Here is a 26,103-nt window from a genome sequence, read left to right on the forward strand (position 1 = left end):
TTTAATAGCAATATATTTTTTATTTAAACTGTGCTTTAGATTAACACATTCCTCCATTTCCTCCACCGCCTCCACAGGCGTTCATATTGTTATTATTGTTCATATTGTTATTATTAGCATTTTTTCTTGCATAATTAGATGCAAATTCCATTACTTTAGCTTGAAGTTTATTTAAGCTATCTAAATATTCTATATTGTTAGGTTCTATTTCTGTTGCTGTTTTTAAATATACTAAAGCTGTATCAAACCATCCTTTTTGTACAGCTATAAAGCCTTGCAAATAATTCCATTCTGCTGAAGTTTTATCATCTGCAACATTAAGCTTAGCCTCTGCTTCTAGAAAATTATTTTTTTCTATTAAAGACCTAACTTCCTTGTACAAATTTCCATTAATAAGTACATCATAAGCTATGTTCACGTCTTTTAATATAGATTGATTATTTTCATTTTGCTCATTTTCATTGTAACTTTCTACTATCTGTTGGTATTTTTCTTTAATATCATCTTTACTTGCACCTTCATTCAAACCTAATACTTTATATGGATCCAAATTAATAACACTCCTCTAAAAATTTCTTTATTCCTTAATATTAAATATATTTTTCATATTTAATATTATTACATCCCTTATTTTTATTTATGAGTTAGTTCTTAATTAATTTAAAAAAGTTATTAATATATGTTTTTTTATATTAGGCTATATTTTAGTAGCGTTTTTATACATTTAATACAGAGTCTTATATTAAAAAGTATTTTTTTAATATCACTGCACGTATAGTTTCATATTTTATATATGGTGGAAGCTGTTTTTTTATTGCGCTTATTTTTTCATATCCAATTTTTTCACATACATCACTAATTAAATTTTCTTCTTCTTCATTATAAAATTCTTCTAACTCCAAATTAAACTTACTTTCTCCAAATTCTTTAATATAATCTGTTGCATATCCTAAAATAGTTGATATTGAAACCTCTATTTCATCACATATTTCATTTAATTTTCTTCCTTCTTTTAACATGTCAATTGCAATTTCATTGTCTTCTCTATTTTCCCCATCAATAATTACTTTTCTTCTTTTCCTGTCCACCCATTTTATTTCTATATTATTCTCTAAAACATATTCACTAACTATTGAAACTAGCTTTTCTCCATATAAAGAAATTTTCTTTGGACCAATTCCGCTTATATCTTTTAACTCATCAATATTAATAGGATATCTTCCACTTATCTCTTTAAGTGAATTTTTAGAAATTATCATTTTAGGAAGTGTATTTTCCTTTTTAGCTTCTTCACATCTAATTTCATCTAGCTTATTAAATAACTCTTCATTTGTATTAATGTCTAAATGAACACTTTCCATTTTAACTTCTTCTTTTTCCTTTATTTCATTTGATATTTCAATATTATTTTCTTTTACAAATTTCTTTATTTCATTTTCAAATATTTCACCATATTTTTTATACTTTATTTCTCCAACACCTGATATATTTAACATTTGTTCCTTATTAACTGGATATTTTACTGTCATTTCTTTTAATGTAGCATCTCCAAATATAACGTATGGAGGTACCCCATTTTCTACAGAAATTTCTTTTCTTATTTCCTTAAGTATTGAATATAATTCATTATCCTCTCTAGCCTTCTTTTCAATTTTAAATTCTTTAAATACAACTTTTTCTTCTGACTTTAATACATTCATTGATCTTTGATTCAATCCTAAAACAGGATACGTTCCATTAACGACAGATATATATCTATGTGATATTAAAGTATTAATAAAATTTTTAAGTTCATCATTTGAATAATCTTTCATTATTCCATAAGTTGATAATTCATTAAAGTTAAATTGTATAACTTTTTTATTCTTAGAGCCTCTAAGAACATCAACTAACATACCAGAACCAAATTTATTTTTCATTCTATATATACATGAAAGAACCTTTTGCGCATCTATAGTTTTGTCTACTAATTCTCCTTCATTTAAACAATTACTACAGTTGTTACAATTATGATCATAAATTTCTCCAAAATAGTCTAGTATATATTTCCTGTAACATTCATTGCTGTATACAAAATCAGTCATTTCATTAAGTTTTTTATATTGATTATTTTTTCTATCAATATTTTCAATAGATTGCTCTATTAAATACTTTTGTATTTGAACATCTTGAGGTGAGAATAATAAGATACACTCACTTTTTTCTCCATCTCTTCCTGCTCTACCTATTTCCTGATAATAACCTTCTATATTTTTAGGCATATTATAATGTACTACAAATCTTATATTTGGCTTATCTATTCCCATTCCAAAAGCATTAGTTGCTACCATAATATTACTTCTGTCATATATAAAATCTTCTTGATTTTGCTTTCTATCATTTTCTGATAATCCTGCATGATATTTAGTAACTGAGAATCCATTATGATTTAGTTCTTCATGTATTTTATCAACTTCTTTTCTAGTTGCTGCATAAATTACTCCTGAAGATTCCTTATTATTATTTATATAATTATGCAAGTATAATTTTTTATCTCCAGATTTTATTACATTTATAAGTAAATTTTCTCTATCAAATCCTGTAATAAAAATTTTAGGTTTATTTAAGTTAAGAAGTCTTATAATATCTTCTCTTACCTCTTCTGATGCTGTCGCTGTAAATGCTGTAATTATAGGTCTTTTTTTAAGTAACTTAATAAAACCAGACACTTTTGTATAGCTTGTTCTAAAATCATGTCCCCATTGAGAAATACAATGCGCTTCATCTATAGCAATTTGAGATATACTACATTCTGAAATAACATTTAAAAAATTAAGTGATTCTAATCTTTCTGGCGCTATATATAATATTTTACATTGACCACTTTTAATATTTTCTATAACTTGATTTTCTTCACTACTGCTTATTGAGCTATTAATAAACTCACCATCTATCCCCATATCTTTTAATGCATCTACCTGATCCTTCATTAAAGAAATAAGAGGTGAAATAACTATTGTAAGTCCTTCAAATATAAGTGCTGGAATTTGATAACAAATTGATTTACCACCACCTGTTGGCATTATGGCTAATACATCATTTCCATCTATAATATTTGAAATTATATTTTCTTGCCCTTTTCTAAAAGACTTATATCCATAATACTTTTCTAAAAATTCTAATTCTTTGCTTTTCATTTAAATAAATCTCCTTAAAATACTACTTTCTTATTTTGCCATGTTTTATTAGATTATTGATATATTTAAAACACAGTGCAGGAATAATAGTGCGACATATAATTAATTTTAACTTACCAATATTAATTATAGCCTTTTATATTATATATTAATATCTATTCCCACATTATAAAATCTATTAACATATAAATTTTAGTAAAATTTTATAAGGAATCAACTAAAAAGTATTTTTAGTTGATTCCTCTACTTATTTTTATTATTGCCTTATATCATAAAATCAAGACCCTAAAGTTTATTTATATCATTGCATTTTCTCTATACTTTTTAGTTTTGGTTTTCCTTCAACAGGAACATAAATATATACTTTTACAAGTTCAACTTTTAATTTTGAAATGTCACTTGTTGATCCACATATAAACATATAGTTTGTTCCATCTACAACTTGACTACAGACTGTTATAGGTGTAAATATTCTATCTATATTTTCTTTAAGAGCGGTTTTAAGAACTTCTCTATCTTGCTTTCTTACATACCTATGAACATTCCATTCATTTAAACACTTCTCCATCTTCACACCTCCATATTATATTACCTTTATAAAAAAATATTGTATTTTTGCACATAATTTATTCTTTCTTATTATATTGTTTAAATAGCTGATTAGTATACACTGTAGCCCCTGTAACTAAAATTCCCTGTATCGCTGCATTTATATTAAATCCTAATAAAAGCATTCCCCCTACAATTCCAATAATCAATAAAATAAATGGTATAAATTTATTAGGAATACTCTCTGTACCCCTAATTATCATGCCTACTATATACAATGCAGGTATTAGTATTAATGCATTTTGTGATATATAGGTCATAAAATCCATAAAAATTCCTCCTAATGTTCTTAATTAAATTTTTCTAGTTATAGTAAGCCTATAATAAATTTTAATTTCTCCTTTAATTACTTTTCTAATCTAAAATTTTATTTCTTTAATATAATATGAATAAGCCTTTCTCTTTGTACACAACAAAAAACCAAATTAAAAAGATTATAATTTTTTTAATTTGGCTTAACAATATGTCTATTTATAATAATAATTTGTTTATTGTTTTATTGCTTTTACTATATAACTATCTTTAAGAATATTAATTTAGTCGTCACTACATACACAGAAACTATGTTGCAATTCTATATATTCATGCCAGCTTAAATTTTTTAGATATTTATCATAATGAACTTCGTTACAAAAACAACCTACTTTATTTTCTAAAAGTTCATTATTTAATCCTTTTTTACAATAAAAACACTGCTTTTTCATATTATCACTTCCACTTACAATATATTTATAAACATATAATATATTTATACGTTTACTCTTTCATTATATTTTAATCAATTATAACCTATTATATAAGTATATTTTAAATTTTAACTAAAATAAAAGTCATTAATTTAAATCTCTCAATCTTTTGATTAAGGAAAAATAAATTAATGACTTTATATAAACTTATCTTAAATATTAGTTGAACAATAATATTTTTCAAATAAAGTTACTTTAAGAATTCTCAATTTTCAATCTATACTTAAGTCATAATTAAAAGCCTAAAAAATATCTTTAAAAATCGCTTTATTTTATATCAAAATTATTAATTTGAAAATGTTTGAGTTCCCATATATTTATTGTTATCTTTATCGTAAATAACACCTACTCCAACCTTATTATAAGAAGGATTCATCATATTTTCTCTATGACCTTGTGAATTCCACCATTGATTAAATAATTCTACTGGATCGTATGTATTATATGCAATATTTTCACCAGTTGTATTATATTTATATCCTATTGTTTGTAACCAGTTTATCCATTTAGTTCCATCTGGATTTGTGTGGTCAAAATAATTATATTGAATCATATGGTCACTTTTATATCTAGCAACTTGTAATAAAGTATTATCCATAGTTAATGGTTGTAAACCAGCTTGTACTCTTTTTTCATTCATTAATTGAAGGATTTTATTCTCAGCACTACTTTGTATGCTTATAGAATACTTTTCTGGTAATTTGCTTAATCCATTAACATTTACAGAATCTCCATTTGTAGATGGTAAATTTTCTTGTGTATTTCCTGGTTGTTCAGGCTTAACTGTGCCGCCATCTCCATTATTGTCCGGATTTGTTGTATCTTTTCCTGGTACATTCGGAACTGTAACATCATTATTTGATCCATTGTCATTTCCTGGTGCATCTGGAACTGTAACATCACCATTTGATCCTTTATCACTTACTGGTACATTCGGAACCGTAACATCACCATTTGATCCATTGTCACTTCCTGGTACATTCGGAACTGTAACATCACCATTTGATCCATTAGTATCTGTTCCTGGCTTACTATTGCATGTCACCCATCCAAATTTCAAATTACAGCTTGTATTATTATTTTTTATATAATCACTTATTTGTATTTGTCCATTTGAACCTAAACAGAACCAAGTACCATAAACTTTACTCCAACATTTAGTTGTAGCATAATTATTAGTAGTATTATTTTTTCCTGCTGCGGATACCCCTAATGGACTTAGGCTAGTAATTGTTGCTATCGCTACAACCCCTCCTAGTATTCTTCTTAAAAAAGCTTTCTTCATTAGTTTCTCTCCCTCGCTATTTTTTTTGGATATATGTGTAAATTTCAATATAATCCTTTTTAATTAACTCTTTTTCATATATTCAAATTTATTACAACATCCTTGTGTTCAATACTAACATATCCATGACATTTTTCAACCAATGAAGACAAGCTTTAGAATGATTTATCTTCTTTTTATTATAAAATTCTTCAAAAATTCTAAAGAATGCTCCTTTATTTTAGTGCAAAACATACATTATACTAAATTTTATATAAAAATATTTGAAAATTTTGTATTTTTTAATATCTTACATATAAAGAAATGGCTATATTACTTATATCATTATAGTAATATAGCCATTGTATTTTTTATATATTTTATTTTTGAGATGCTAACTTTCTTATTCTTGAGATGCTAATTTTTTATAATTATTATATCTTTCTAAAGCATCCTCTTCTGTCTTTTTAAATAGATCTTCTGATATTTCTGGGAATACTTTGGCAAGTGAAGAATATCTAACTTCACCCATTAAAAATTCCCTAAAGTTTTCTTTTGGTTCTTTTGAATCTAGTGAAAATGGATTCTTAACTCCTTTTAATGTAGGATTATATCTATAAAGACTCCAATATCCACATTCAACTGCTTTCTTTTCTTCCTCTTGAGAATTTGACATTCCGATTTTTATTCCATGACTTATACAAGGTGCATAAGCAATTATTAATGACGGTCCATCATATGCCTCTGCTTCTGCTATTGCTTTAAGTGTTTGATTTTTATCTGCGCCCATAGATATTTGTGCAACATATACATAACCATAAGTCATAGCAATCATACCTAAATCTTTTTTCTTAGTTCTCTTTCCTGATGCTGCAAATTTAGCTATTGCAGCTGTTGGTGTAGATTTAGAAGATTGACCTCCTGTATTTGAGTATATTTCTGTATCAAATACTAATATATTTATATTTTCTCCCGATGCAATAACATGATCAAGTCCTCCAAAGCCTATATCATAAGCCCAACCATCTCCACCAAATATCCATTGAGATCTCTTAACTAAGAATTCCTTATCCTTTAATATAACTTTTGCAAATTGATTATTTTCTTTTTCAAGTACTTCTATAACTTTATTAGACCTATCTCTACTTCCTTCACCACAGTCTTTATGTTCTAACCAATCTTTTAATACTTCTTTTGCATTATGAGGCATATCAGATTTCAAAGCAAGTTCAATATTATTAGCTATTCTTTCTCTTATAGCTTTAACTCCTAAATACATACCGTATCCAAACTCAGCATTATCTTCAAATAATGAATTTGCCCATGCCGGACCATGTCCTTGTTGATTTTTTGTATAAGCTGTAGCAGGTGCTCCTGCAGCCCAAATTGATGAACATCCTGTAGCATTTGCTATCATCATTCTATCACCAAACAATTGAGTTACAAGTTTAGCATATGAGGTTTCTCCACAACCTGCACAAGCTCCTGAGTATTCAAGAAGTGGTATTTCAAATTGACTTCCTTTTACAGTATTTTTATTCATAGGATTTTTATTAGTTACTTTTTCGACTGTATAATTCCAAACTTCTATTTGTTCATGTTGAGAAGCTTGAGGTTTCATAACTAATGCTTTTCCTGGTGCTGGACATACTTCAGCACAATTTCCACATCCTGTACAATCAAGAGGGGTTACTCCTATTGAATAATATAATTTTTCATCACTCTTTAAAGCTTTTGGCTCAACAAGTTTAATAGATGATGGTGCTTTTAATTTTTCTTCATCATTTAATAAAAATGGTCTTATTGTAGCATGTGGACACACATATGAACATTGATTACATTGTATACATTTTTCTGGTAGCCATTCTGGAACATTCACTGCAATTCCTCTTTTTTCATAAGCAGTAGTTCCTGCCATAAATGTACCATCTTCAATATTATGCTTTACAAAAGTTGATACTGGTAAAGAATCACCTTCTAATCTATTCATAGGATTTACTATTTCCCTTATAAAATCAGGTAACTCTTCATTATGTTCTTTTTTATCATCTATAACATTTTTCCATCCAAATGGTATTTCAATTTTTATTACACCTTCAACGCCAGCATCAATAGCATCATGATTCATTCTAACTACTTTTTCGCCTTTTTTACCATATGTATTTACAACAGCTTCTTTTAAATACTTAACTGCATCTTCAACAGGTATAATGTTTGTTATTTTAAAAAATGCAGATTGCATTATCATGTTTATTCTTCCACCAAGTCCGATATCTTGAGCTATCTTAATTGCATTTATTGTATAGAATTCTATATCATTTTCTGCTATAAATTTCTTCATACTTGCAGGTAATTTTTCCTCTAATTCTTCCTTATTCCATATTGTATTTAATAGGAATCTAGAATTTTTCTTCAATCCTTTTAATACATTGTATTTATACACATATGATTGATTATGACAAGCAATAAAATCTGCTTTATCTATTAAATATCTTGATTTTATAGGTTCTTTACCAAATCTTAAATGAGATACTGTAATACCACCAGATTTTTTAGAATCATAATCAAAATATCCTTGAGCATACATATCAGTATGATCTCCTATAATTTTTATAGCACTTTTATTTGCACCTACAGTACCATCTGATCCTAATCCCCAAAACTTACAAGAAGTAGTTCCTTCTGGTATAGCATCTATTCCCTTATGTGGCTTCAATGATTTATTTGTTAAATCATCAGTTATTCCTATTGTAAAGTCATTTTTTGGTTCATCATTAAGTAAGTTATCAAAAACAGCAGCGATATGTTCAGGTGTAGGGTCTTTAGATCCTAATCCAAATCTACCTCCAACAACAATAGGAGCGTCTTTTTTACCATACAAACTTCTAACTACATCTAAATATAAAGGTTCTCCTATTGATCCTGGTTCTTTAGTTTTATCTAAAACAGCAATTTTCTTAACACTTTCTGGTATTGATTTTAATAATTTCTCTACTGAAAATGGTCTATATAATCTAACCTTTACTAAACCTACTTTTTGTTTATTATTATTTAAATAATCAACTGTTTCTTCTATTACATCATTTACACATCCCATTGATATTATTATTCTATCAGCATCTTTTGCACCATAATAATCAAAACAATGATATTCTCTACCTGTAAGCTTAGTTATTTCATTCATATACTCCTCTACTATATATGGAATATCATCATAAGATTTGTTTACTGCTTCTCTTGTTTGAAAATATATATCTGGATTTTGAGCTGTACCCCTAGTTACTGGATGATTAGGGTTTAATGCATTCTTTCTAAATTCATCAATTGCATTATAATCAACGAGTTTAGCTAATTCATCTTGCTCAATAACTTCAATTTTTTGAATTTCATGAGATGTTCTAAATCCATCAAAAAAATTCACAAATGGTATTTTTCCTTTTATAGCTGCTAAATGTGCAACTCCTGATAAATCCATAACTTCTTGTACAGAAGTTTCTGCAAGCATAGCAAAACCTGTTTGTCTTGCTGCCATAACATCTTGATGATCTCCAAAAATATTTAATGAAGATGTAGTAAGTGCTCTGGCTGATACATGCATAACACAAGGTAATTTTTCTCCAGCTATTTTATACATGTTAGGTATCATAAGTAATAATCCTTGTGATGCTGTATATGTTGTTGTTAATGCACCTGCTTGAAGTGAACCATGCATAGCACCAGCCGCTCCTGCTTCTGATTGCATTTCAACTATTTTAACAGACTCTCCAAATATGTTTTTTCTTCCTTGAGATGCCCATTCATCAACATGTTCTGCCATTGGTGATGAAGGTGTTATAGGATAAATAGCTGCTACTTCTGTAAATCCATAAGACATATGTGCTGCAGCAGTATTTCCATCCATAGTTTTAGTTCTTCTCATCTTATCTACCTCTTTTGCTTAATTATTTATTAAATATGAAAAATGTATTTTCTTAAAAACTTAATTTTAACCTCTATATTCTTTTATAGTATTTGAAAAAAATTAAGTATTATGTACATTTTTCAACTTATAAAAAATCATCAAAGCAAAACTTTAGAAGGATAATATGAAAAGGTATTTAAANNTTTAAATACCTTTTCATATTGTTAGATTTTATTTTAAATTACTTAGTCTAGCTTTATTTATGCATATATCAACACCATGCCAAAATATAGTCTTTTATTAAATTATTAAAATTATAATACTAAAACCCTAACTACATTTTCAGTACATCTTTCTAAATTTTCTTTTCCTAAAGCTAATGCTTTATCTATATCAGTAACACTTGTTAAAATACCAAATATAGAATCTATTCCTTTAGGATATAAATTTTCTATACCTTTACCTATTCTTCCTGCAAAAGCTATAGTTTTAACATTTTCTTTTTTAGCAACTTTTGCTACGCCTATGGGAGTTTTTCCAAAGATTGTTTGAGAATCAATACTTCCTTCTCCTGTAAATACAAAATGTGCACCTTTTACTTTTTCACTTAAGTCTGTGTGTTTTATAACTAAGTCAATTCCTCTTTTTAGTTTTCCATTTAAAAATGCTAGTAATGCTGCGCCAAGACCGCCTGCTGCACCTGCACCTTCAGCATATGCAATATCTTTTCCTAAACATCTTTTTATCACATCTGAGTAATGTGCTAAATTAGCATCTAATTCTTTAACCACTTCTAAAGTTGCACCTTTTTGTGGGCCAAAAATAGCTGAAGCTCCTTTTTCTCCTATTAGAGGATTAGTAACATCACAAGCAACTTCAATAGTAGTATCCTTTAATCTACCATCTAAATTTGATAAATCTATATTTTCAAGATTATTTAATGCACCACCACCAAAAGAAATCTCATTTCCATTGCTATCTAAAAGTTTTCCACCTAATGCTTGAATCATTCCTGCTCCACCATCATTAGTAGCACTTCCTCCAATTCCTATAATGATATGCTTAATTCCTTTATCTAAAGCTGCTTTTATAAGCTCACCTGTCCCATAAGTTGTTGTTATAAGTGGATTACGTTCTTCTCTTTTTATTAATTGTATACCACTAGCAGTTGCCATTTCTATTACCGCAGTAGTTTTATTTCCAAGTACTCCAAAACAAGCATTTATTTTTTTGCCTAATGGATTTAATACTTCTACTTTATGTATTTCTCCATTTGTTGACTCAACTAGAGCTTCTACAGTTCCTTCTCCGCCATCTGCCATAGGAACCTTTATACATTCTGCATTTGGTATAACTTTCTTTATTCCTCTTTCCATAGCTTCACATGCTTCTTTAGAAGTCATGCTTTCTTTAAATGAATCTGGTGCTAATACAAATTTCATATTTAATTCCTCCATAAATTATGTTAGCTCTCATATTTAATAATATGTACTTAAAGTATTATTCCAAATATTATAGTTGATACCAATGTCATAGTAAGTCCAACCATAGCTTCATATGGAATAAGTTTCAATCTTTCATTCATATCCATATTTATACTTCCACCTGTTGAATGGAAAAAGCTTCCGTGAGGTAAACTATCTAAAACTGTTGCTCCAGCATGCATCATAGCTGCTGTTGCTAAACCTGATACACCTAATTCTAAAGCTGTTGCTCCAAATACAGAACTAGCTACTGCTGCACCTGAAGTTGTAGACGCTGTTGCTGCCGCCATAAGTATTCCTGATACTGGTGCTAATGCAAAGCTTGGTAATCCTAAAATGTTTATGCCTTGAATTATTACATCTTTTAATCCTGAATTAGAAATTATTCCAGCTAAAGTTCCTGTTCCTATTAAAAGTATAGCAACTCCACTCATTTTTCCAATCCCAAATATAGCATATTCATTCACTTTCTTAGCTTTTCCCATTGCTAAAGCTCCACATATTCCTCCAACTGGAAGTGCTATTAATGGATCTATACTTATACCAGCTATTGGTCTTAGCATAAGTAATAATATAGTTACTAACGGTCCAACTATTGCTGGTAAAAAATTAGGTTTTTCTTCTGACTCTTGTATTAATTCGTCTTGTTTTACAAAACTTCCTTTATTCTTTAATTTTTTAGCTATTATGCATGTAATAATAACACCAAATATAGCTGGTATTATTCCTGCCATCATTACATTAGTTAGTGATACTCCTAAATTATCCGATACTGCTATAGTATTAGGGTTTGGAGACATTATATTACCGGCCTTACCACCACCTACCATAGCTAATAAAATTGATGTTTTACTTAAGTTTGCTCTTTTTGCAATAGCTAAAGCTATTGGTGCTACTGTTATAACGGCTACGTCTATAAATACACCAACCATAGTTAAAACCATAGTTGCTATTGTTAAAGAAATTAAAGCTTTTGACTCTCCCATTTTCTCTACAATGGATTCTGCAATTTTAGTTGCTGCACCAGATTTTATTAATACCCCTGCTAACACCCCTGCAGTAAGTATTCTTAATATAGCTGGCATCATATTTTTAGCACCTGTAATCATTAAATCTACAGTACCTGTTAAACCAGCTCCTCCTACAAGCCCTCCCACTAAGGCCCCAATTATTAGTCCATATGCTGGATGTACTTTTTTTATAATTAATATAATTGCAATAATTAATGCTATTACTGCACCCAAAGCTGTAACTGTAACTTCCATTTTTATTCCCTCTTTCTTTCAATGTAAATGTTTATATACTCTATTTAATATTGTATAGGCATGTATTTTTTTTATCTATTGTAATGTAAACGAATTTATATTCATTATTATTATGCAAACGCACAAAAATAGTCCTATTTAAAGCAAAATAGGATATAAATCAAACTCTAAGAGTTTAATTTATATCCTATATATGATGTTATTAGCTGAAATAAATCTAAATAATCATTAAATTTCAATCCAGTAACTTCTTCTATTTTTTCTAACCTATAGTTAAGTGTATTTCTATGTATATGTATTTCATTAGCTGTTTTAGCTCTTTCACCATTGTTTTTCATATAAATTAAGAACGTTTCTAATAGTTCTTTTCCCATTATTTCCTGTAATATATTACCTACAACTTCCTTTTCATAGTCCTTATTTATAAGCAAACTCATTTTATGAAAAAACTTAACTGCATCGTAAAGATATATATTCTTATCTTCATATAATTTATTTCCAATATTAAGAGCATTTACACTATCAATTAATGAATTTATTATGATACTATGAACTCTTCCGATTCCAATCTTTATTGATAATTCCTGTATTTTATCCTGAAATTTTATTATTTTATTGCTAGTTATTCTTTCACTTTTTAATAACAAAGCTATTTTATTTGAAGATATATTTATACTATATTCATTTTCTTTTAAATTCTTATCTATAAATTTATTAACTTCCTTTAATTTAGATTTATCGTATTGAACTACTATAACAAATCTTTTTATTCTAATATCTATTTCTAATGACATTCCTCTTTGAATGAATTCCTCAGTATACTCTTCATTGATATTTAGCCATTCATAAATAAATTCTTCAGTTAACTTTTGCTTTATTATATGCTGATTTAAAGTATATTCCTGAGATATTAATAATTCAGCTGTTACGCTTACTATTCTTCCAAATGGACTAACTATTTTAGGTGATCCAGTTATACCTATTACTCCCATAATTTTATTTCTAAAAAGTATTGGTATATTAACTCCTGCTTTTGTATATTCATAATCTTTAAAAACCTCAACTGCTTTTTTATTTTTTAAAGCTTCTAAAGCACCCTCATGCAAACTTCCTATTCTAGATACATCACCACTACCAATAATAACACCTTTTTCATTCATTATATTCACATTATAAGGAATAACTCCCATAACTTTATTTACTATATTCTGTGCTAATTCTTTACTTAACATAAACATCTCTCCGAACTAAAGTGCTTGAAATATAAAGTTTTCTGTAATTTATAACTTGTGTATAATCTCAGCTTTATTAAGCACTGAATTAATTATCTCATTATATATAATTACGGTGATAATATCAATAAATTATACTATGGTAAAATAATGCATTATAGAAAAGAAAGCATCTCAATATTAGATACTTTCTTTCCAATAAATCAATATACATATATCCCCTCTTTCATTACTATTTTTAAGTATACTATTTTTGCTTATTTATAGTAATTATACCATAATTTAAATATTAACTAATAATAAGCACATTTTAAGAGAGAATTCAATATTTTTTTGTAAAACTAAGAAGCTATAAAAATTAAAACATTTTTATAGCTTCTTAGTTACTTTTTCTTTTAACTTATATAATTATTGGCAAGTAGCTTTTAGGGATCAACTACTAAGAACCCTCTATTTTATAACTTACTATAAAATAGCTATAATTCTTTAATCACTTTATTCACCTTTTCTTAAATTGCTACATAAAAAAAAGGTTATAAGAAAATCTTATAACCTTTTAAATCATAAATTATCTTCTATTATTTTGTGCTTTCTTAGCTCTTCTACAAGCTGCACATCTTACAGGTTCATTATCGAATCCTTTTTCTTTGTAGAATTCTTGTTCTCCTACTGAAAATACGAATTCTTCTCCACAATCTTTACATACTAATATTTTATCTTCCATATTAAATTCCTCCTTAATTTTAAAGACTAATATTGATTTATATAATTCTCTAAAAGGAGAAATCTACATATCTATAAAAAATCTTTTTTAACAATATATTTATGATAACAGATTTTTAATTTAATTGCAAGCTTTATTTTAAATTTAATATTTTTTATAAATTAACATAATCATAACCATTCTTATCCCCTTCAGTATCTCAAAAAGCATACTCTAAAAACTTATAAATCCCTAAAAATTAATTTTCTAAAGTAAAAACTAAGTCATTATTATTTGAAAGTTGTTCATTATATAAATATCCTTCTAAATCAAATTTCTTTAAATCATTTATATTATTAATTTTATTTTTCATTATAAATGAAGTCATAAGTCCACGAGCTTTTTTAGCTTTCATAGTTATTATTTTATATTCACCATTTCTATACTCTTTAAATATAGGAGTCACAATATTTACTGATGTATCTAATATATCTATTCCTTCTATAGATTTAAAGTATTCGTAAGACGCTAGATTTACTAATATATTATTACCAGTAGATTTTATATCTTCTATTATTTTATGTTTTAATTTATCCTCCCAATAATCATATAAGTTTTTATAATTATCAAAAGAAAGTTTTGTTCCCATTTCTAATCTATAGGGATTTACTCCATCGAATGGACTTAAAACACCATATAAACCAGATAAAATCCTTAAATGCTCATTAGTATAAAATAAGTCTTCAATATTAAAACTTCCAACATCTATTCCTCTAAAAACTTCCCCTTTAAAAGCTATCAAACATTGTCTTGCATTATCAAAAGATTCATTCCAAACTTCGAATCTATCTTTATTTAATAATGATAATTTATCACTTGTTTTCATTAGATTCCCTAATGAATAAGAATCATATTTTTTTAATTCGTCTACTAAGGTTCTAGCTTCTTTTAAAAATTTTGGACTTGTCATTGGTAAAGTTTCATTTGTCTTATTAAAATCCAGCGTTTTAGCTGGAGAAATAACTACTAACATAATTTTTCTCTCTCCTTATAAGTAATTATAAGCCACTTGTTGGGCATTTTTATTAAATATATTTTTAATTATAAATGTTTTGATATTAACTATCAACTAACAATAATTTTCTTTTCAAATACAATCAATTCTTTAATAATACCTAGTTAGAAGTATATAAACATTTAATTATACTTTGAAATGTTTGGAGCATAACTCATTATAATTAGTAAGTAAAAATTTTGTCACAATTTATTTGTGTCAAATTAAAGTTAAAATTATAAATTATTAAGAGGAGTAATTTTATCTAAAGGAGAGACGATGGTAAAAGAACCAAGAGATTGCATAGATGCTGGTACTGAATATTGCCCTTGCAAGTTAGCAGAAACTGGTGAATGTTTAATATGTTCTCAGCTACAAGGGGAATGTTTTTGTGATTGTTTAAATTGGAAAGGAGTTTGTATATATCAAGAATTATTTAATAATGGTAATAAGGCAAAAGAGGGACGAAAAAGTTACAGCTGTCTAATTAAAGATATAACCAATTTTAATGATGAAGTTGTAATGATTAAATTTGAAGCGCCACATAAATTAGCATTAGATTTAGTTAAGCCAGGAAGTTATATATTTGTAAGTCAAAATGAAAATAAATATTTTGATGTACCTATTTCCATTATGGAATCTGATATAGAAACAAACATTATAACAATATTAATAGAAGTTAGAGGAATAAAAACTAAAAGCATTTTAAATTTGAAAGCAGAAGAAAACATAATTATTAGAGGCCCTTATTGGAATGGAATTTTTGGTATTAAAAATATAACTTCTCAAAAAGGAGGTAAATCATTAGTACTAGCACGAGGTATAGGTGTAGCTCCAATGATGCCAGTTATAAGAAAATTACTTTCTCAAGATAATGAGGTGAAAGTTGTTATAGATAAAACACCATTTACAGATGATTTTTCTAATGAATTATTATTAAAATATTCTGTAGAGGCAAGTGAGAATGAATTACTTGATAAAGGAAAACTTTCTGATCATTGTAAGGTTATCATAAAAGAAGCCTTAAAAGATGGGGTTAATTATATTCATATCGCTGGAGCTGACATTTTTACCTACGAGGTTATTGAATATTTAGATAAATTAGATAGAAAAGATGTTTTATTGTCTTGTTGTAATAATTTTAAAATGTGCTGTGGTGAAGGAATTTGTGGAGCATGTACAGCAAGATTCTCTGGTCATAGAGTAAGAAGATTTTGTAAGGAGCAAGCTGATCCAAGAAGTATATTTGAAGGGAGAAGATTTATATGAAGGTTGTTATTATTGGAGGAGGTTGGTCTGGATGTGCTGCAGCAATCAGTAGTAAAAAAGCAGGAGCTGATGTTGTTATAATAGAGAAAACAGATCTTCTACTCGGCTTAGGTAACGTTGGTGGAATAATGAGAAACAACGGAAGATATACTGCATCTGAAGAACTTATTGCTTTAGGTGGCGGAGATTTAATAAAAATTACTGATAGGGTATCAACTCATAGAAATATAGATTTTCCAGGCCATAAACATGCTACTTTATATAATGTAAATCTTATAGAAGGAGAAGTAAGAAAATATTTAATTTCATTAGGAATAGAAATATTAATAGAAAGTAGAGTTAACGATGTTAAATTTGATGGAAATAAAATTCATGGTGTTTATTTAAGTGATGGAACCTATATTAAAGGTGATGTATTTATAGAGACAACAGGAACAACAGGACCTATGGGAAATTGTTTGCGTTACGGAAATGGTTGTTCAATGTGCATTTTAAGATGCCCAGCATTTGGTCCTAGAATTAGTATTAGTGAAAGATGTGGAGTTGCTGATATTCAAGGAGAAAGAGATGATGATGTGCTAGGTGCATTCTCAGGCTCTTGTAAATTAGCGAAAGAAAGTTTATCTGAAGATATTAAAAATAAATTAGATAAGGACGGTGTCGTAGTATTACAAATTCCTAAAGAAGACGTTAATTATGGAAAGCTTAGCACTAAAGTTTGTCAACAATATGCGTTAAAAGAATTTGCTGAGAATGTAGTTCTTCTTGATACAGGTCATGCCAAACTTATGACTACCTATTATCCACTAGAAAAATTGAGAAAAATAAAGGGATTAGAATATGCTAAATATGTTGATCCATATGCAGGTAGTAAGGGAAATTCAATTAGATATTTATCAGTAGCACCTAGAACAAATGATTTAAAAGTTGTAGGAGTAGACAATTTATTCTGTGCTGGAGAAAAGAGTGGTCTTTTTGTTGGCCATACAGAAGCTATATGTACTGGAACATTATCTGGGCATAATGCAGTTAGGCTTATTATGGGTATGCCTCTTCTAATATTACCTTCTTCTATTGCAGTAGGTGATATTATAAGTTTTGCAAATGAAAAAGCTAATACAAGGGAAGGAAGAAAGAATAGATATACTTTTGCAGGAGCAGGATATTTTAAGAGAATGCAAGAATTAGGTCTGTATACAACTAATATTGATGAAATAAATGAACGTGTTAAAAAGGTTAATTTAGATAATATATTTGGGCAAAGATTATGTTAAAAGTTAATAGCTGACAATAATAGTCTGTTTAATTAAAAAAACTTAAATTAAACAGACTATTTTTGCTTTAATATTTAATTTTTATAAACTAATTCCTTAATATTATGATTTTCGAATGCCACCGTTTCTAAAATATGATTATATATTTTTTGTGTTTGTGCCCATCTATCAGGACAATTCAATACAACTATAATTATATCTTTACCTTGATGATTTACAGATGAAACTAAGCATTTACCTGCTCCACCAGTATAACCTGTTTTTACACCATTTGCTTCTGGAATAAGCCAAAGTATTTTATTTATATTATTATAGTCTCTTGTAAAATTATATTTTTCTTTACTAATTTGTTTTGAACCAACTATCTCTCTAAATAAGTCATATTCCATACCTTTTGCAGTTAAAATAGCTAAATCATATGCTGAAGAGTAATGTGAATTGCTATCTAATCCATGAGGAGACTCAAAATGTGAATCTAATATTCCAATTCCTGTAGCATAGTGATTCATTATTTGTGCAAATCCTTCCACAGAACCTCCTAATGATTCAGCTATCGCTATTGCTGCATCATTTCCTGATTTAAACATTAAACCAAATGCAAGTTCCTTCAAACTTATTTCTTCTCCTGCTTTGTACCCAACTTTTGACCCTCTTATTGAAGCAGCATTCTTACTTATAACTACTTTTTTATCTAAATCACCTTGTTCAATGGCAATTATTGCTGTAATTATCTTTGTTGTACTTGCCATCGGTACTATTTCATACGCATTTTGTTCAAAAAGTACTTCCTTAGATTCTCTATCAAGTGCTATTGCACATCTTGCATTTACCCTAAAATTATCTTTTAATTTGCTATCTGCTAAAACAGTTTTTGAGAAAATTTGAAAAAGCATAATACTTAGTAATATTATTATTACTATATTATTTTTAATAGTTTTTCTCATAATACTCACCTTCTTAATTACTACTTACTTCTATTTTTCCTTGAAATTTTAATTTTAAACCTATATTTCAAAAAAAATCAGTTTTATTTTTGGATAATATGTCAATAATTACAATACCTTTAGAAATTGGAGATATATTTATGAAATTGTTTTTACTCATATTAATGATAATTATCCTTGCACCTATTCCATTAAAAATTAGTATTTACTATTCATTTGATAATTATTATATAAAGTTATATAAATTTACTATAATATCAAAAGAAAAAATTAAAAAGAAAAAACAAAGCTCAAATACAAAATCAAAATCACACAAAAAAAAGAAAGATTCTTTAAATATTTTTGATATTATACATAAAAAATATTTAATACAAAAATTATATAATTCAAAATTTAAGCCCAAAATTAATTTAAAAGGTAATTTGGATTATAGTCTTAATGATTCTGCGCATACTGCAATAACTTATGGACTATTATCTCAATTTACACCTATATTTTATTTTGTTTTAAGTATCCCTTACAAAATAAATAAGTTTAAATTTAATATAAATCCAATATTTGAAGATAAATTTTTAGTAAAATTTGAAATTTCAAGTATAATATTCATTTCTATTGTAAAAATTATATATGTACTGATTATTATATTTAAATCAGTACTTTATTCTGAGGAGGTGGACCCCTATATAGGGAATAATTATGACAAATGAACAACCTGTTGAAAAATTGATGAGAAGCACAATGGAAAATCTCAGAAGTATGATCGATGTAAATACAGTAATAGGCGATGCCGTTGAAACACGAGATGGTACTTATATCATTCCTGTTTCAAAATTAAGTTTTGGTTTTGCCTCCGGAGGAGCTGAATACTCTACATTAGATAAAAACTTTAATGGTGAATCAAATTTTCCTTTTGGTGGTGGATCAGGTGCTGGTGTTTCTGTTAAACCAGTCGCATTTTTAGTGGTTAAAGACGATGGTATAAGAATGATTCCAGTTGATCAAGATTCTACTTATGATAGAATTGTTGATTCAGTCCCCCAGGTCATAGATATGGCAAAAGATTTAATAAAAGAAATGAAAAATAAGAATAAAAGTGCTAAACATGGTAATAATACTAATATCGATCTTGATATCACTGAAAATTTAAATACATCTTCTAGTGATACTACAGACGATTAAAAATAACTCCTAATTTTTTTAATTTCATACACATTAATTTAAATGGGTGTATTAATAAATACTTTAATACACCTATTTTTAATGTTAATTTTATTTTATATAAAAAATTAAATTAATCATTATTTTTTCAATTTTAAATTCATACTTTAGATCTTAGGTTATAATATTAAGTTAATTTTAAATAAATTATGTACTACTAAAATTCTGTTTCTAAATCATAAGATTTATCCTCTTCAAAAAAATCTAGTGATGGAAGTTGATTTAAATCTTTAATCCCAAATTGTCTTAAAAATTCTTCAGTTGTGCCATATAATATTGGCCTTCCTGGTACTTCTAATCGTCCTACCTCTTTAATAAGATCTCTTTCTAACAATCTTTGAAGGGCACTTTCAGATTTTACTCCTCTTATTTCATCAATATCTATTCTAGTTATAGGTTGTTGATATGCTATTATTGATAAACTTTCTAAAGAAGCTTGTGATAATGATTGGCGCTTACTTTTCTTTAATAACTTTTGTATAAAGTTGCTATTTTCTGGTTTTGTAACTAATTGATAAGATCCCTTAATAGAAATAAGCTTTATTCCTCGTTCTTGCATATCATACTCTTCTATCATTTCTTGTATAGTATTTTCAACAATTTTAAGTTCTTCTTCAAGATAAATTGATAAATCCTTAGCTGTCAATGGCTCACCACTTGCAAAAAGCAATGCTTCAATTCCTGATTTTAAAGATTTTTTTTGAAATTCTTCTAAAAATTGAATTTGTAGTCTATCACTCTTCCCCATCATCTTCTCTCCTTTCAATTAATATATTATTAAAATTATCACTTTGATATACTCTTATCTTTCTTAGCTTTACCATTTCAAGTAAAGCTAAAAAACTAACAATACATTCTAATTTACATTCACATTTATTAATAATTTCTGAAAATTTACTAACTTTATTATTTTCTATAAGCCCTAAAAGATACTCAAGCTTGTCCTCAATTTTATATTTATCAACATATATTCTTTTTTGAATTACATTAGCTTTATTTTGTTTATTATTATATATTTCTAAAAGGTTGTTATACATATTATATAATTCCAAAAGAGTTAAATTTTTAAATATATCTTCATTATTATGAGGTGAATTTATTTCTTCTATTATTTCTGGCTTTTTAGTATACAATTCACCTGAATTAATATATCTTTCTTTAAAAAATTCAGCTGCCTTCTTTATTTTCTTATATAAAATAAGTTTTTCAATAAGATCTTTTTCTTGATCTTCTTCGTCCTCATCTTCATCTTTCTTAATTTTAGGCAATAAATGTTTAGATTTTATTTCTATTAATGTAGCTGCAACGACTATAAATTCTGATGTTATTTCTAAATCCATAACCTTCATATCATCAATATATTTTAAGTATTGATTTGTTATTTTTGATATTTCTACATTATAAATATCCATTTGATTCTTTTTAATTAAATGAAGTAATAAATCAAATGGGCCTTCAAAATCTTTTATCTTAATACTTGGAAAATCCATATATTCACTCACCTTTTTAGCATGGATATTAGTATTTTACTATCTTATTTAAATAATATCAATTAAATATATTTTAAACAAGCTTATTACCTTTATAAGAATATATATTAATTCTTAAAATAAATAGAAAACTTAATTAAGGGAAGTCAAAATAACTTCCCTTAACAATCTATCTTTTTATGAGTGCTATTTAAAATTGTTCTCTTAAAAGTTTCTTCTATACTCCTTTTTCAAATAAGTTTTTTATATTATATTTTATATTATCAAATAGATTTCCTTTCTTTATATCTCTATCAGAATATATATATACTTCTCCTACTTTTTCTTCACCTAGATAAACTTCACATTTTCCTACTATATCACCCATTTTATATTCAGGTTTTAATTCTTCAATAACTATTTTCTTAGAAATTTCACCATTGTTTCCTTTAGGTAATACTGCTGTTAAATCTTCTTTTGCTTTTGCCATAAAAAATCTATCTGTTTGTTTATCCATAAGAATTTTTTCTACATCTTCATCTTTTGCTACTATTTTTTTACCTTCATATTTTGAAAATCCATGATTTAATAATATTCCTGCATCTCTATTTCTTATTTTATAAGTTGGTGCCCCCATAATAACAGTAAGCATTCTTACTCCATTTCTAGTTGCTGTTGCAGAAATACAATATTTTGCTTCATTTGTAAAACCTGTTTTTAATCCATCACAACCTTCAAAGAATCTAACTAATTTATTATGATTTACTAGTTCAATTGGTGACTTTCTTCCTTCTGAAATAGAATCCATATAAGTTCCTGTGTATTTTAATACAGTTGGATGTTTTAATAACTCAATAGACATTAACGAAATATCACGTGCTGTTGATAAATGTCCATCTGCAGGAAGTCCATTACAATTTTTGAATACTGTATTTGTCATTCCTAGCTCTTGAGCTCTTTTATTCATTAATACAACGAAGTCTGATTCTGTTCCACCTAAATATTCGGCTAAAGCAACTGCTGCATCATTTCCAGACGCTATAGCTACACCCTTTAATAATTCCTCAACACTTCTTATTTCACCTGTATCTAGTAACATTGTACTTCCACCCATTTTTTTTGCATTTTCACTACAAGTTACTTTATCATCTAATTTAATTTTACCATTATCTATTGCTTCCATGGTAAGAAGCATTGTCATGATTTTGGTTACAGATGCTGGTGCAAACTTTTCATCTGGATTTTTTTCATACACTACTTTTCCTGTTGTTGGTTCAATTAATAATGCTGATTTTGCTTCTACATTCATCCCCTCAGCTTTAACTTCATCCTCTAGCATAGATGCATTTACAGCTCCTATTGGTATTAATATAACAGTCAAAACAAAAACCAATGTAAAAGATATTATTCTTTTTATATTATTTTTCATCAATCTTCCTCCCTTCAAAATTAGTGTTACCAAAATAATAAATAATATTATTATAAAACTATAAAACTCCTTATTATGTGACAAAATTTTTAGTTTATTTTTATTTATATCTAGTCTAAACAAACTCAATGAAAAATAAAAACTGACACCAATTTAGGTATCAGTTTTTAATGTAACAATAGTATTTATCACATTTATTAATTGCGTTATAATTATAATTTGTTTTACAAGTAGTGGATGACAGAAATATGTTCTGCCTTTTTAATATAAAAAACAATAGGCAAATAAATTACTCCAATTAGGGATAATTATGCTATAATTAAAAATATTGTATTTATTTTAAGGAGGAAAAAATAATGATTGATTTCAAGAATGGAGCTTTATTTAAGCTGAAGCAAATTTCAAATGATGATATAAGTAAGCAAATTGAACCACTGCTTATATCTAATGAAATTATAGTAAGTTCTTATAAAGCTATTCGTGATTATGTAGTATTTACATCTAAACGAGTTATTGCTGTTAATGTACAAGGTATTACTGGTGCAAAAAAAGATTATACTTCTCTACCATATTCAAAGGTACAAGCATATTCTATTGAGACTGCAGGAACATTTGATTTAGATAGTGAATTAGAAATGTATTTTAGTGGATTAGGAAAGGTAAAATTCGACTTTAAAGGGAATTCTAATATAGTTAAAATAGGACAAGTAATAAGTGAATTTGTGTTATAAAAAAATCTTAAGACTACAAAGTAAATGTATTACCTAAGAAAATTCGATACATATGGAGAACTTGACAAGCTATTGATGAATATATAGATTTTTATAATACAAAAAAATTACAGAAAAAATTAAAAAGTATGACTCCAATAGAATATCGAAGTCATACTTTAGTAGCATAATTTTTTATTATTTACCCTGTCTACTTGACAGGGGGCAGTTCAGGTGTTCACAAAGAACACCTTTTTACTTTATTATTCTATTTTTAATTTCTTGACTAATAAGAAGCAATGGTAAAATAGTATCATTAGCAATTTCTTCAGCTTCATCTATACTAATAAATCTTGGATTATGTACAAGTGAATTTAATTTATTAGCTTTATGGCCAGGCTTTCCACCACAATGAAATTCATTTTGAATAGATTCTAAAAAACCCTTAAATGCATTAAATCCACCAAGCATATTTTCTATATATTCTTTATTACTTTTAGATATTTTAGTATTATCTCTGCAAATATTCAACATATCTTCGGCCATATTCTTTATATTTTTTCCCAAATCACCATTGATTGGTATTGCTCGAAAATTTAAATATCTTTTAGCTAAATCTTCAAGTATAGCTCTAAAAGATATTACATATAAGCAATAATATTTATCATATTTTAGTGAGCTTAATGCAGAAATAATTTCATTATATTCTAAATTTATAGGTATTTCTAATTTAAGTACTTTCGATGTATTAAAAAATGATTTTTTAGGTTTTTTCTCCATTTCCATAAAATTATTATTGTTATCATCTTCTACTTTTATTTTTTCCTTTATTTCTTTACTCTCTTCTGGTTCTTTGCTTCTTTTTGTATCTTCTAATCCTTTTTTATCCTCTATTTCTTTAATTTCCCCTCTACCTTTATTATCTTCTAATTTTTTTCTTTTACTTGTATATTCTAATTCTTTTTTATCCCCTATTTTTTTATTTTCCTTTTTCTTTTTATTATCTTCTGATTCTTTATTTTCTTTTAGCTCTTCAACTATTTCTTCATAGTAGTTACTTTTGTCTATATTGTTATTTCTATATGCAACGTCAACTTCAAATGCTATTTTTACTACAATTTGATTCATTATTTCTAAAAACTTTTTATATGGAGCTTGTTCTATAAAGTTTGCTCTTTCATTAGCAATTTTCAAGTTTGATGTTTTTTCATTAAAATCTTCAAAATTTATGTAACCAAATACATTATGTAATTTTAATGTTGTAGACTTTTTAAGTTGGCTTAACTGACTAAAGCTCAACCAATCTTTTTCATTATCTAAATACGAGTACATGGCATACCCATTTACAAAAACCTTAACTCCATATCCAAATTTATCCACAAGTTTCTTAGAGTCTTTTGGTTTTGAATTATGAGTAACCCAGAATTCACCATCAAAATCTTCTAAATCAGTTGATAGATATTTAAATTCATAATTTTTCTTAACTTGAACATTATTAATATTGTATGATTTTTTTATAATATCATTCATATTAATATTATTTTTTAAATTAATATGAATACCTTTATATAGCCTATCTGTAGGATTATTGTATATTTTTGTTTTCTCACTAATTAAGTTTATTTTAGCTCTACCATATTTATATTCTAACGTATTGTTCTTAGAATTATATTTAAAACTAATTTTATAAATAAATGCGTTATCTATATCTCTATAATCACAACATTCAAAGTTACTTACTTCCTTATTATCTATTAAAAAATGTACTATTAAATTACTAGTATTATTTTTAAAATGATCTATTGTCATATGTCTTAATTTCTTATATTCTTCTTCATCAGTTAAAAGTACTATGTCTCCATCTGAAATATTTTTCATAATGAGTTTAGTTCCCTTTTCATTTAATTTTTCTATTTTTTCATAAGTAAATTCTCCCTGTGACTTCTTCCATTTTACTAAATAAGACTCGTCTTCATTTGTAGTACTAATTTCTATATAATTAGATAATGTAAATGATGATAATAATCCTAACCCCTTACTTCCAGCTAAATATTTCCCATCTTTTCTTTTGATATTATTATTTTCTTTTTTCATTGAGCTTCCGATATTCCCCAGCTCCTCAATTTCCTCTTTTAGTAATCCATCTCCATCATCTTTAATAATTATTTCATTATTATTTGTATTAATATCTATAATAACTTTAGTAGCATTTGAATCAAATCCATTTTTTACTAATTCAGATAATACAATTGATGGACTTGCAACTAGTCCTAATATTTCTTCAATTTTTTGATTATTCAAATTGACATTAACACTATTCAATAACATCTCCTCCTTTTTATAGATATTTTACCAT

The 26,103-nt window shown here is 27.0% G+C and carries 23 protein-coding genes; 6 read left to right on the plus strand and 17 right to left on the minus strand.

The genetic code is table 11. The annotated features are described in order from the left end of the window. Nucleotides 1–40 precede the first annotated feature (40 nt). From NG918_RS09860 to yaaA, 12 genes are all read right to left on the minus strand, one after another. On the minus strand, nt 41–550 hold the full coding sequence (locus tag NG918_RS09860; RefSeq protein ID WP_252213479.1) for a tetratricopeptide repeat protein: 510 nt from the start codon (nt 548–550) through the stop codon (nt 41–43). Between the two features lie 187 nt (nt 551–737). Next, on the minus strand, nt 738–3,176 hold the full coding sequence (gene recQ, locus NG918_RS09865; RefSeq protein ID WP_252213477.1) for a DNA helicase RecQ: 2,439 nt from the start codon (nt 3,174–3,176) through the stop codon (nt 738–740). 301 nt (nt 3,177–3,477) lie between these two features. Beyond that, complete coding sequence (locus NG918_RS09870) at nt 3,478–3,744, minus strand: hypothetical protein (RefSeq protein WP_252213475.1); 267 nt, start codon at nt 3,742–3,744, stop codon at nt 3,478–3,480. Between the two features lie 58 nt (nt 3,745–3,802). Next, entirely contained in the window at nt 3,803–4,054 is a 252-nt protein-coding gene (locus NG918_RS09875) for a phage holin family protein (protein ID WP_252213473.1), read from the minus strand. Between the two features lie 267 nt (nt 4,055–4,321). Beyond that, nucleotides 4,322–4,489 (minus strand): hypothetical protein, encoded by a 168-nt coding sequence (locus NG918_RS09880; RefSeq protein ID WP_252213471.1) that lies wholly within the window; start codon nt 4,487–4,489, stop codon nt 4,322–4,324. A gap of 328 nt (nt 4,490–4,817) precedes the next feature. Beyond that, nucleotides 4,818–5,816 carry a CAP domain-containing protein gene (locus NG918_RS09885; RefSeq protein WP_252213469.1) on the minus strand — a complete coding sequence of 333 codons (999 nt, stop codon included), beginning with the start codon at nt 5,814–5,816 and terminating at the stop codon, nt 4,818–4,820. Between the two features lie 382 nt (nt 5,817–6,198). Continuing rightward, a complete protein-coding gene (nifJ, locus tag NG918_RS09890; RefSeq protein WP_252225953.1) occupies nt 6,199–9,714 on the minus strand; it encodes a pyruvate:ferredoxin (flavodoxin) oxidoreductase in 3,516 nt (1,171 codons plus the stop codon). A gap of 296 nt (nt 9,715–10,010) precedes the next feature. Then, nucleotides 10,011–11,138, minus strand: coding sequence for a glycerate kinase family protein (locus NG918_RS09895; protein ID WP_252225955.1), 1,128 nt, complete (start codon nt 11,136–11,138; stop codon nt 10,011–10,013). 50 nt (nt 11,139–11,188) lie between these two features. Further along, nucleotides 11,189–12,445 (minus strand): GntP family permease, encoded by a 1,257-nt coding sequence (locus NG918_RS09900; protein ID WP_252213463.1) that lies wholly within the window; start codon nt 12,443–12,445, stop codon nt 11,189–11,191. A 167-nt stretch (nt 12,446–12,612) separates the two neighbouring features. Then, nucleotides 12,613–13,677, minus strand: coding sequence for a CdaR family transcriptional regulator (locus NG918_RS09905; protein WP_252225957.1), 1,065 nt, complete (start codon nt 13,675–13,677; stop codon nt 12,613–12,615). Between the two features lie 568 nt (nt 13,678–14,245). Further along, the gene (locus tag NG918_RS09910; RefSeq protein ID WP_003372027.1) at nt 14,246–14,401 is read right to left on the minus strand and encodes a zinc-ribbon domain-containing protein; all 156 of its coding nucleotides are present in this window, start codon (nt 14,399–14,401) and stop codon (nt 14,246–14,248) included. Between the two features lie 238 nt (nt 14,402–14,639). Beyond that, nucleotides 14,640–15,413, minus strand: coding sequence for a peroxide stress protein YaaA (gene yaaA, locus NG918_RS09915; protein ID WP_252213459.1), 774 nt, complete (start codon nt 15,411–15,413; stop codon nt 14,640–14,642). 300 nt (nt 15,414–15,713) lie between these two features. Here yaaA and NG918_RS09920 point away from each other — a divergent pair, with 300 nt between their 5' ends. After that, nucleotides 15,714–16,703 carry a sulfide/dihydroorotate dehydrogenase-like FAD/NAD-binding protein gene (locus NG918_RS09920; protein WP_252213457.1) on the plus strand — a complete coding sequence of 330 codons (990 nt, stop codon included), beginning with the start codon at nt 15,714–15,716 and terminating at the stop codon, nt 16,701–16,703. Then, the gene (locus NG918_RS09925) at nt 16,700–17,977 is read left to right on the plus strand and encodes an FAD-dependent oxidoreductase (RefSeq protein ID WP_252213455.1); all 1,278 of its coding nucleotides are present in this window, start codon (nt 16,700–16,702) and stop codon (nt 17,975–17,977) included. The genes NG918_RS09920 and NG918_RS09925 overlap by 4 nt, the downstream gene beginning before the upstream one ends. Nucleotides 17,978–18,051: 74 nt before the next feature. On the opposite strand, the gene NG918_RS09930 is transcribed toward NG918_RS09925, so the two are convergent. Then, nucleotides 18,052–18,921, minus strand: coding sequence for a D-alanyl-D-alanine carboxypeptidase family protein (locus NG918_RS09930; protein ID WP_252213453.1), 870 nt, complete (start codon nt 18,919–18,921; stop codon nt 18,052–18,054). Nucleotides 18,922–19,085: 164 nt separating this feature from the next. On the opposite strand from NG918_RS09930, the gene NG918_RS09935 reads away from it, so the two are divergent. Together NG918_RS09935 and ytfJ are read left to right on the plus strand one after the other, a co-directional pair. After that, the gene (locus NG918_RS09935; protein WP_252226138.1) at nt 19,086–19,628 is read left to right on the plus strand and encodes a DUF2953 domain-containing protein; all 543 of its coding nucleotides are present in this window, start codon (nt 19,086–19,088) and stop codon (nt 19,626–19,628) included. Continuing rightward, a complete protein-coding gene (gene ytfJ, locus NG918_RS09940; protein ID WP_252225960.1) occupies nt 19,618–20,100 on the plus strand; it encodes a GerW family sporulation protein in 483 nt (160 codons plus the stop codon). The genes NG918_RS09935 and ytfJ overlap by 11 nt, the downstream gene beginning before the upstream one ends. Nucleotides 20,101–20,296: 196 nt before the next feature. On the opposite strand, the gene scpB is transcribed toward ytfJ, so the two are convergent. The 3 genes from scpB to NG918_RS09955 all read right to left on the minus strand — a co-directional run bounded on the left by scpB (nt 20,297) and on the right by NG918_RS09955 (nt 23,037). Then, nucleotides 20,297–20,890 (minus strand): SMC-Scp complex subunit ScpB, encoded by a 594-nt coding sequence (gene scpB, locus NG918_RS09945; RefSeq protein WP_252225962.1) that lies wholly within the window; start codon nt 20,888–20,890, stop codon nt 20,297–20,299. Beyond that, a complete protein-coding gene (locus NG918_RS09950; RefSeq protein WP_252225964.1) occupies nt 20,874–21,629 on the minus strand; it encodes a segregation/condensation protein A in 756 nt (251 codons plus the stop codon). Before NG918_RS09950 ends, scpB begins: the two co-directional genes overlap by 17 nt. A 217-nt stretch (nt 21,630–21,846) precedes the next feature. After that, a complete protein-coding gene (locus NG918_RS09955; RefSeq protein ID WP_252225966.1) occupies nt 21,847–23,037 on the minus strand; it encodes a D-alanyl-D-alanine carboxypeptidase family protein in 1,191 nt (396 codons plus the stop codon). A gap of 356 nt (nt 23,038–23,393) precedes the next feature. Between NG918_RS09955 and NG918_RS09960 the strand changes: the two genes are divergently transcribed. Together NG918_RS09960 and NG918_RS17100 are read left to right on the plus strand one after the other, a co-directional pair. Further along, nucleotides 23,394–23,768 carry a PH domain-containing protein gene (locus NG918_RS09960; protein ID WP_252225968.1) on the plus strand — a complete coding sequence of 125 codons (375 nt, stop codon included), beginning with the start codon at nt 23,394–23,396 and terminating at the stop codon, nt 23,766–23,768. Nucleotides 23,769–23,839: 71 nt separating this feature from the next. Then, on the plus strand, nt 23,840–23,938 hold the full coding sequence (locus tag NG918_RS17100; RefSeq protein ID WP_353735866.1) for an IS3 family transposase: 99 nt from the start codon (nt 23,840–23,842) through the stop codon (nt 23,936–23,938). Between the two features lie 64 nt (nt 23,939–24,002). On the opposite strand, the gene NG918_RS09965 is transcribed toward NG918_RS17100, so the two are convergent. Then, nucleotides 24,003–26,069 carry an ATP-binding protein gene (locus NG918_RS09965; RefSeq protein ID WP_252225970.1) on the minus strand — a complete coding sequence of 689 codons (2,067 nt, stop codon included), beginning with the start codon at nt 26,067–26,069 and terminating at the stop codon, nt 24,003–24,005. Between the last annotated feature and the right edge of the window lie 34 nt (nt 26,070–26,103).

The sequence above is a fragment of the Clostridium sp. ZBS2 genome (assembly GCF_023845855.1).
GTDB classification, from domain to species: domain Bacteria; phylum Bacillota; class Clostridia; order Clostridiales; family Clostridiaceae; genus Clostridium; species Clostridium aquiflavi.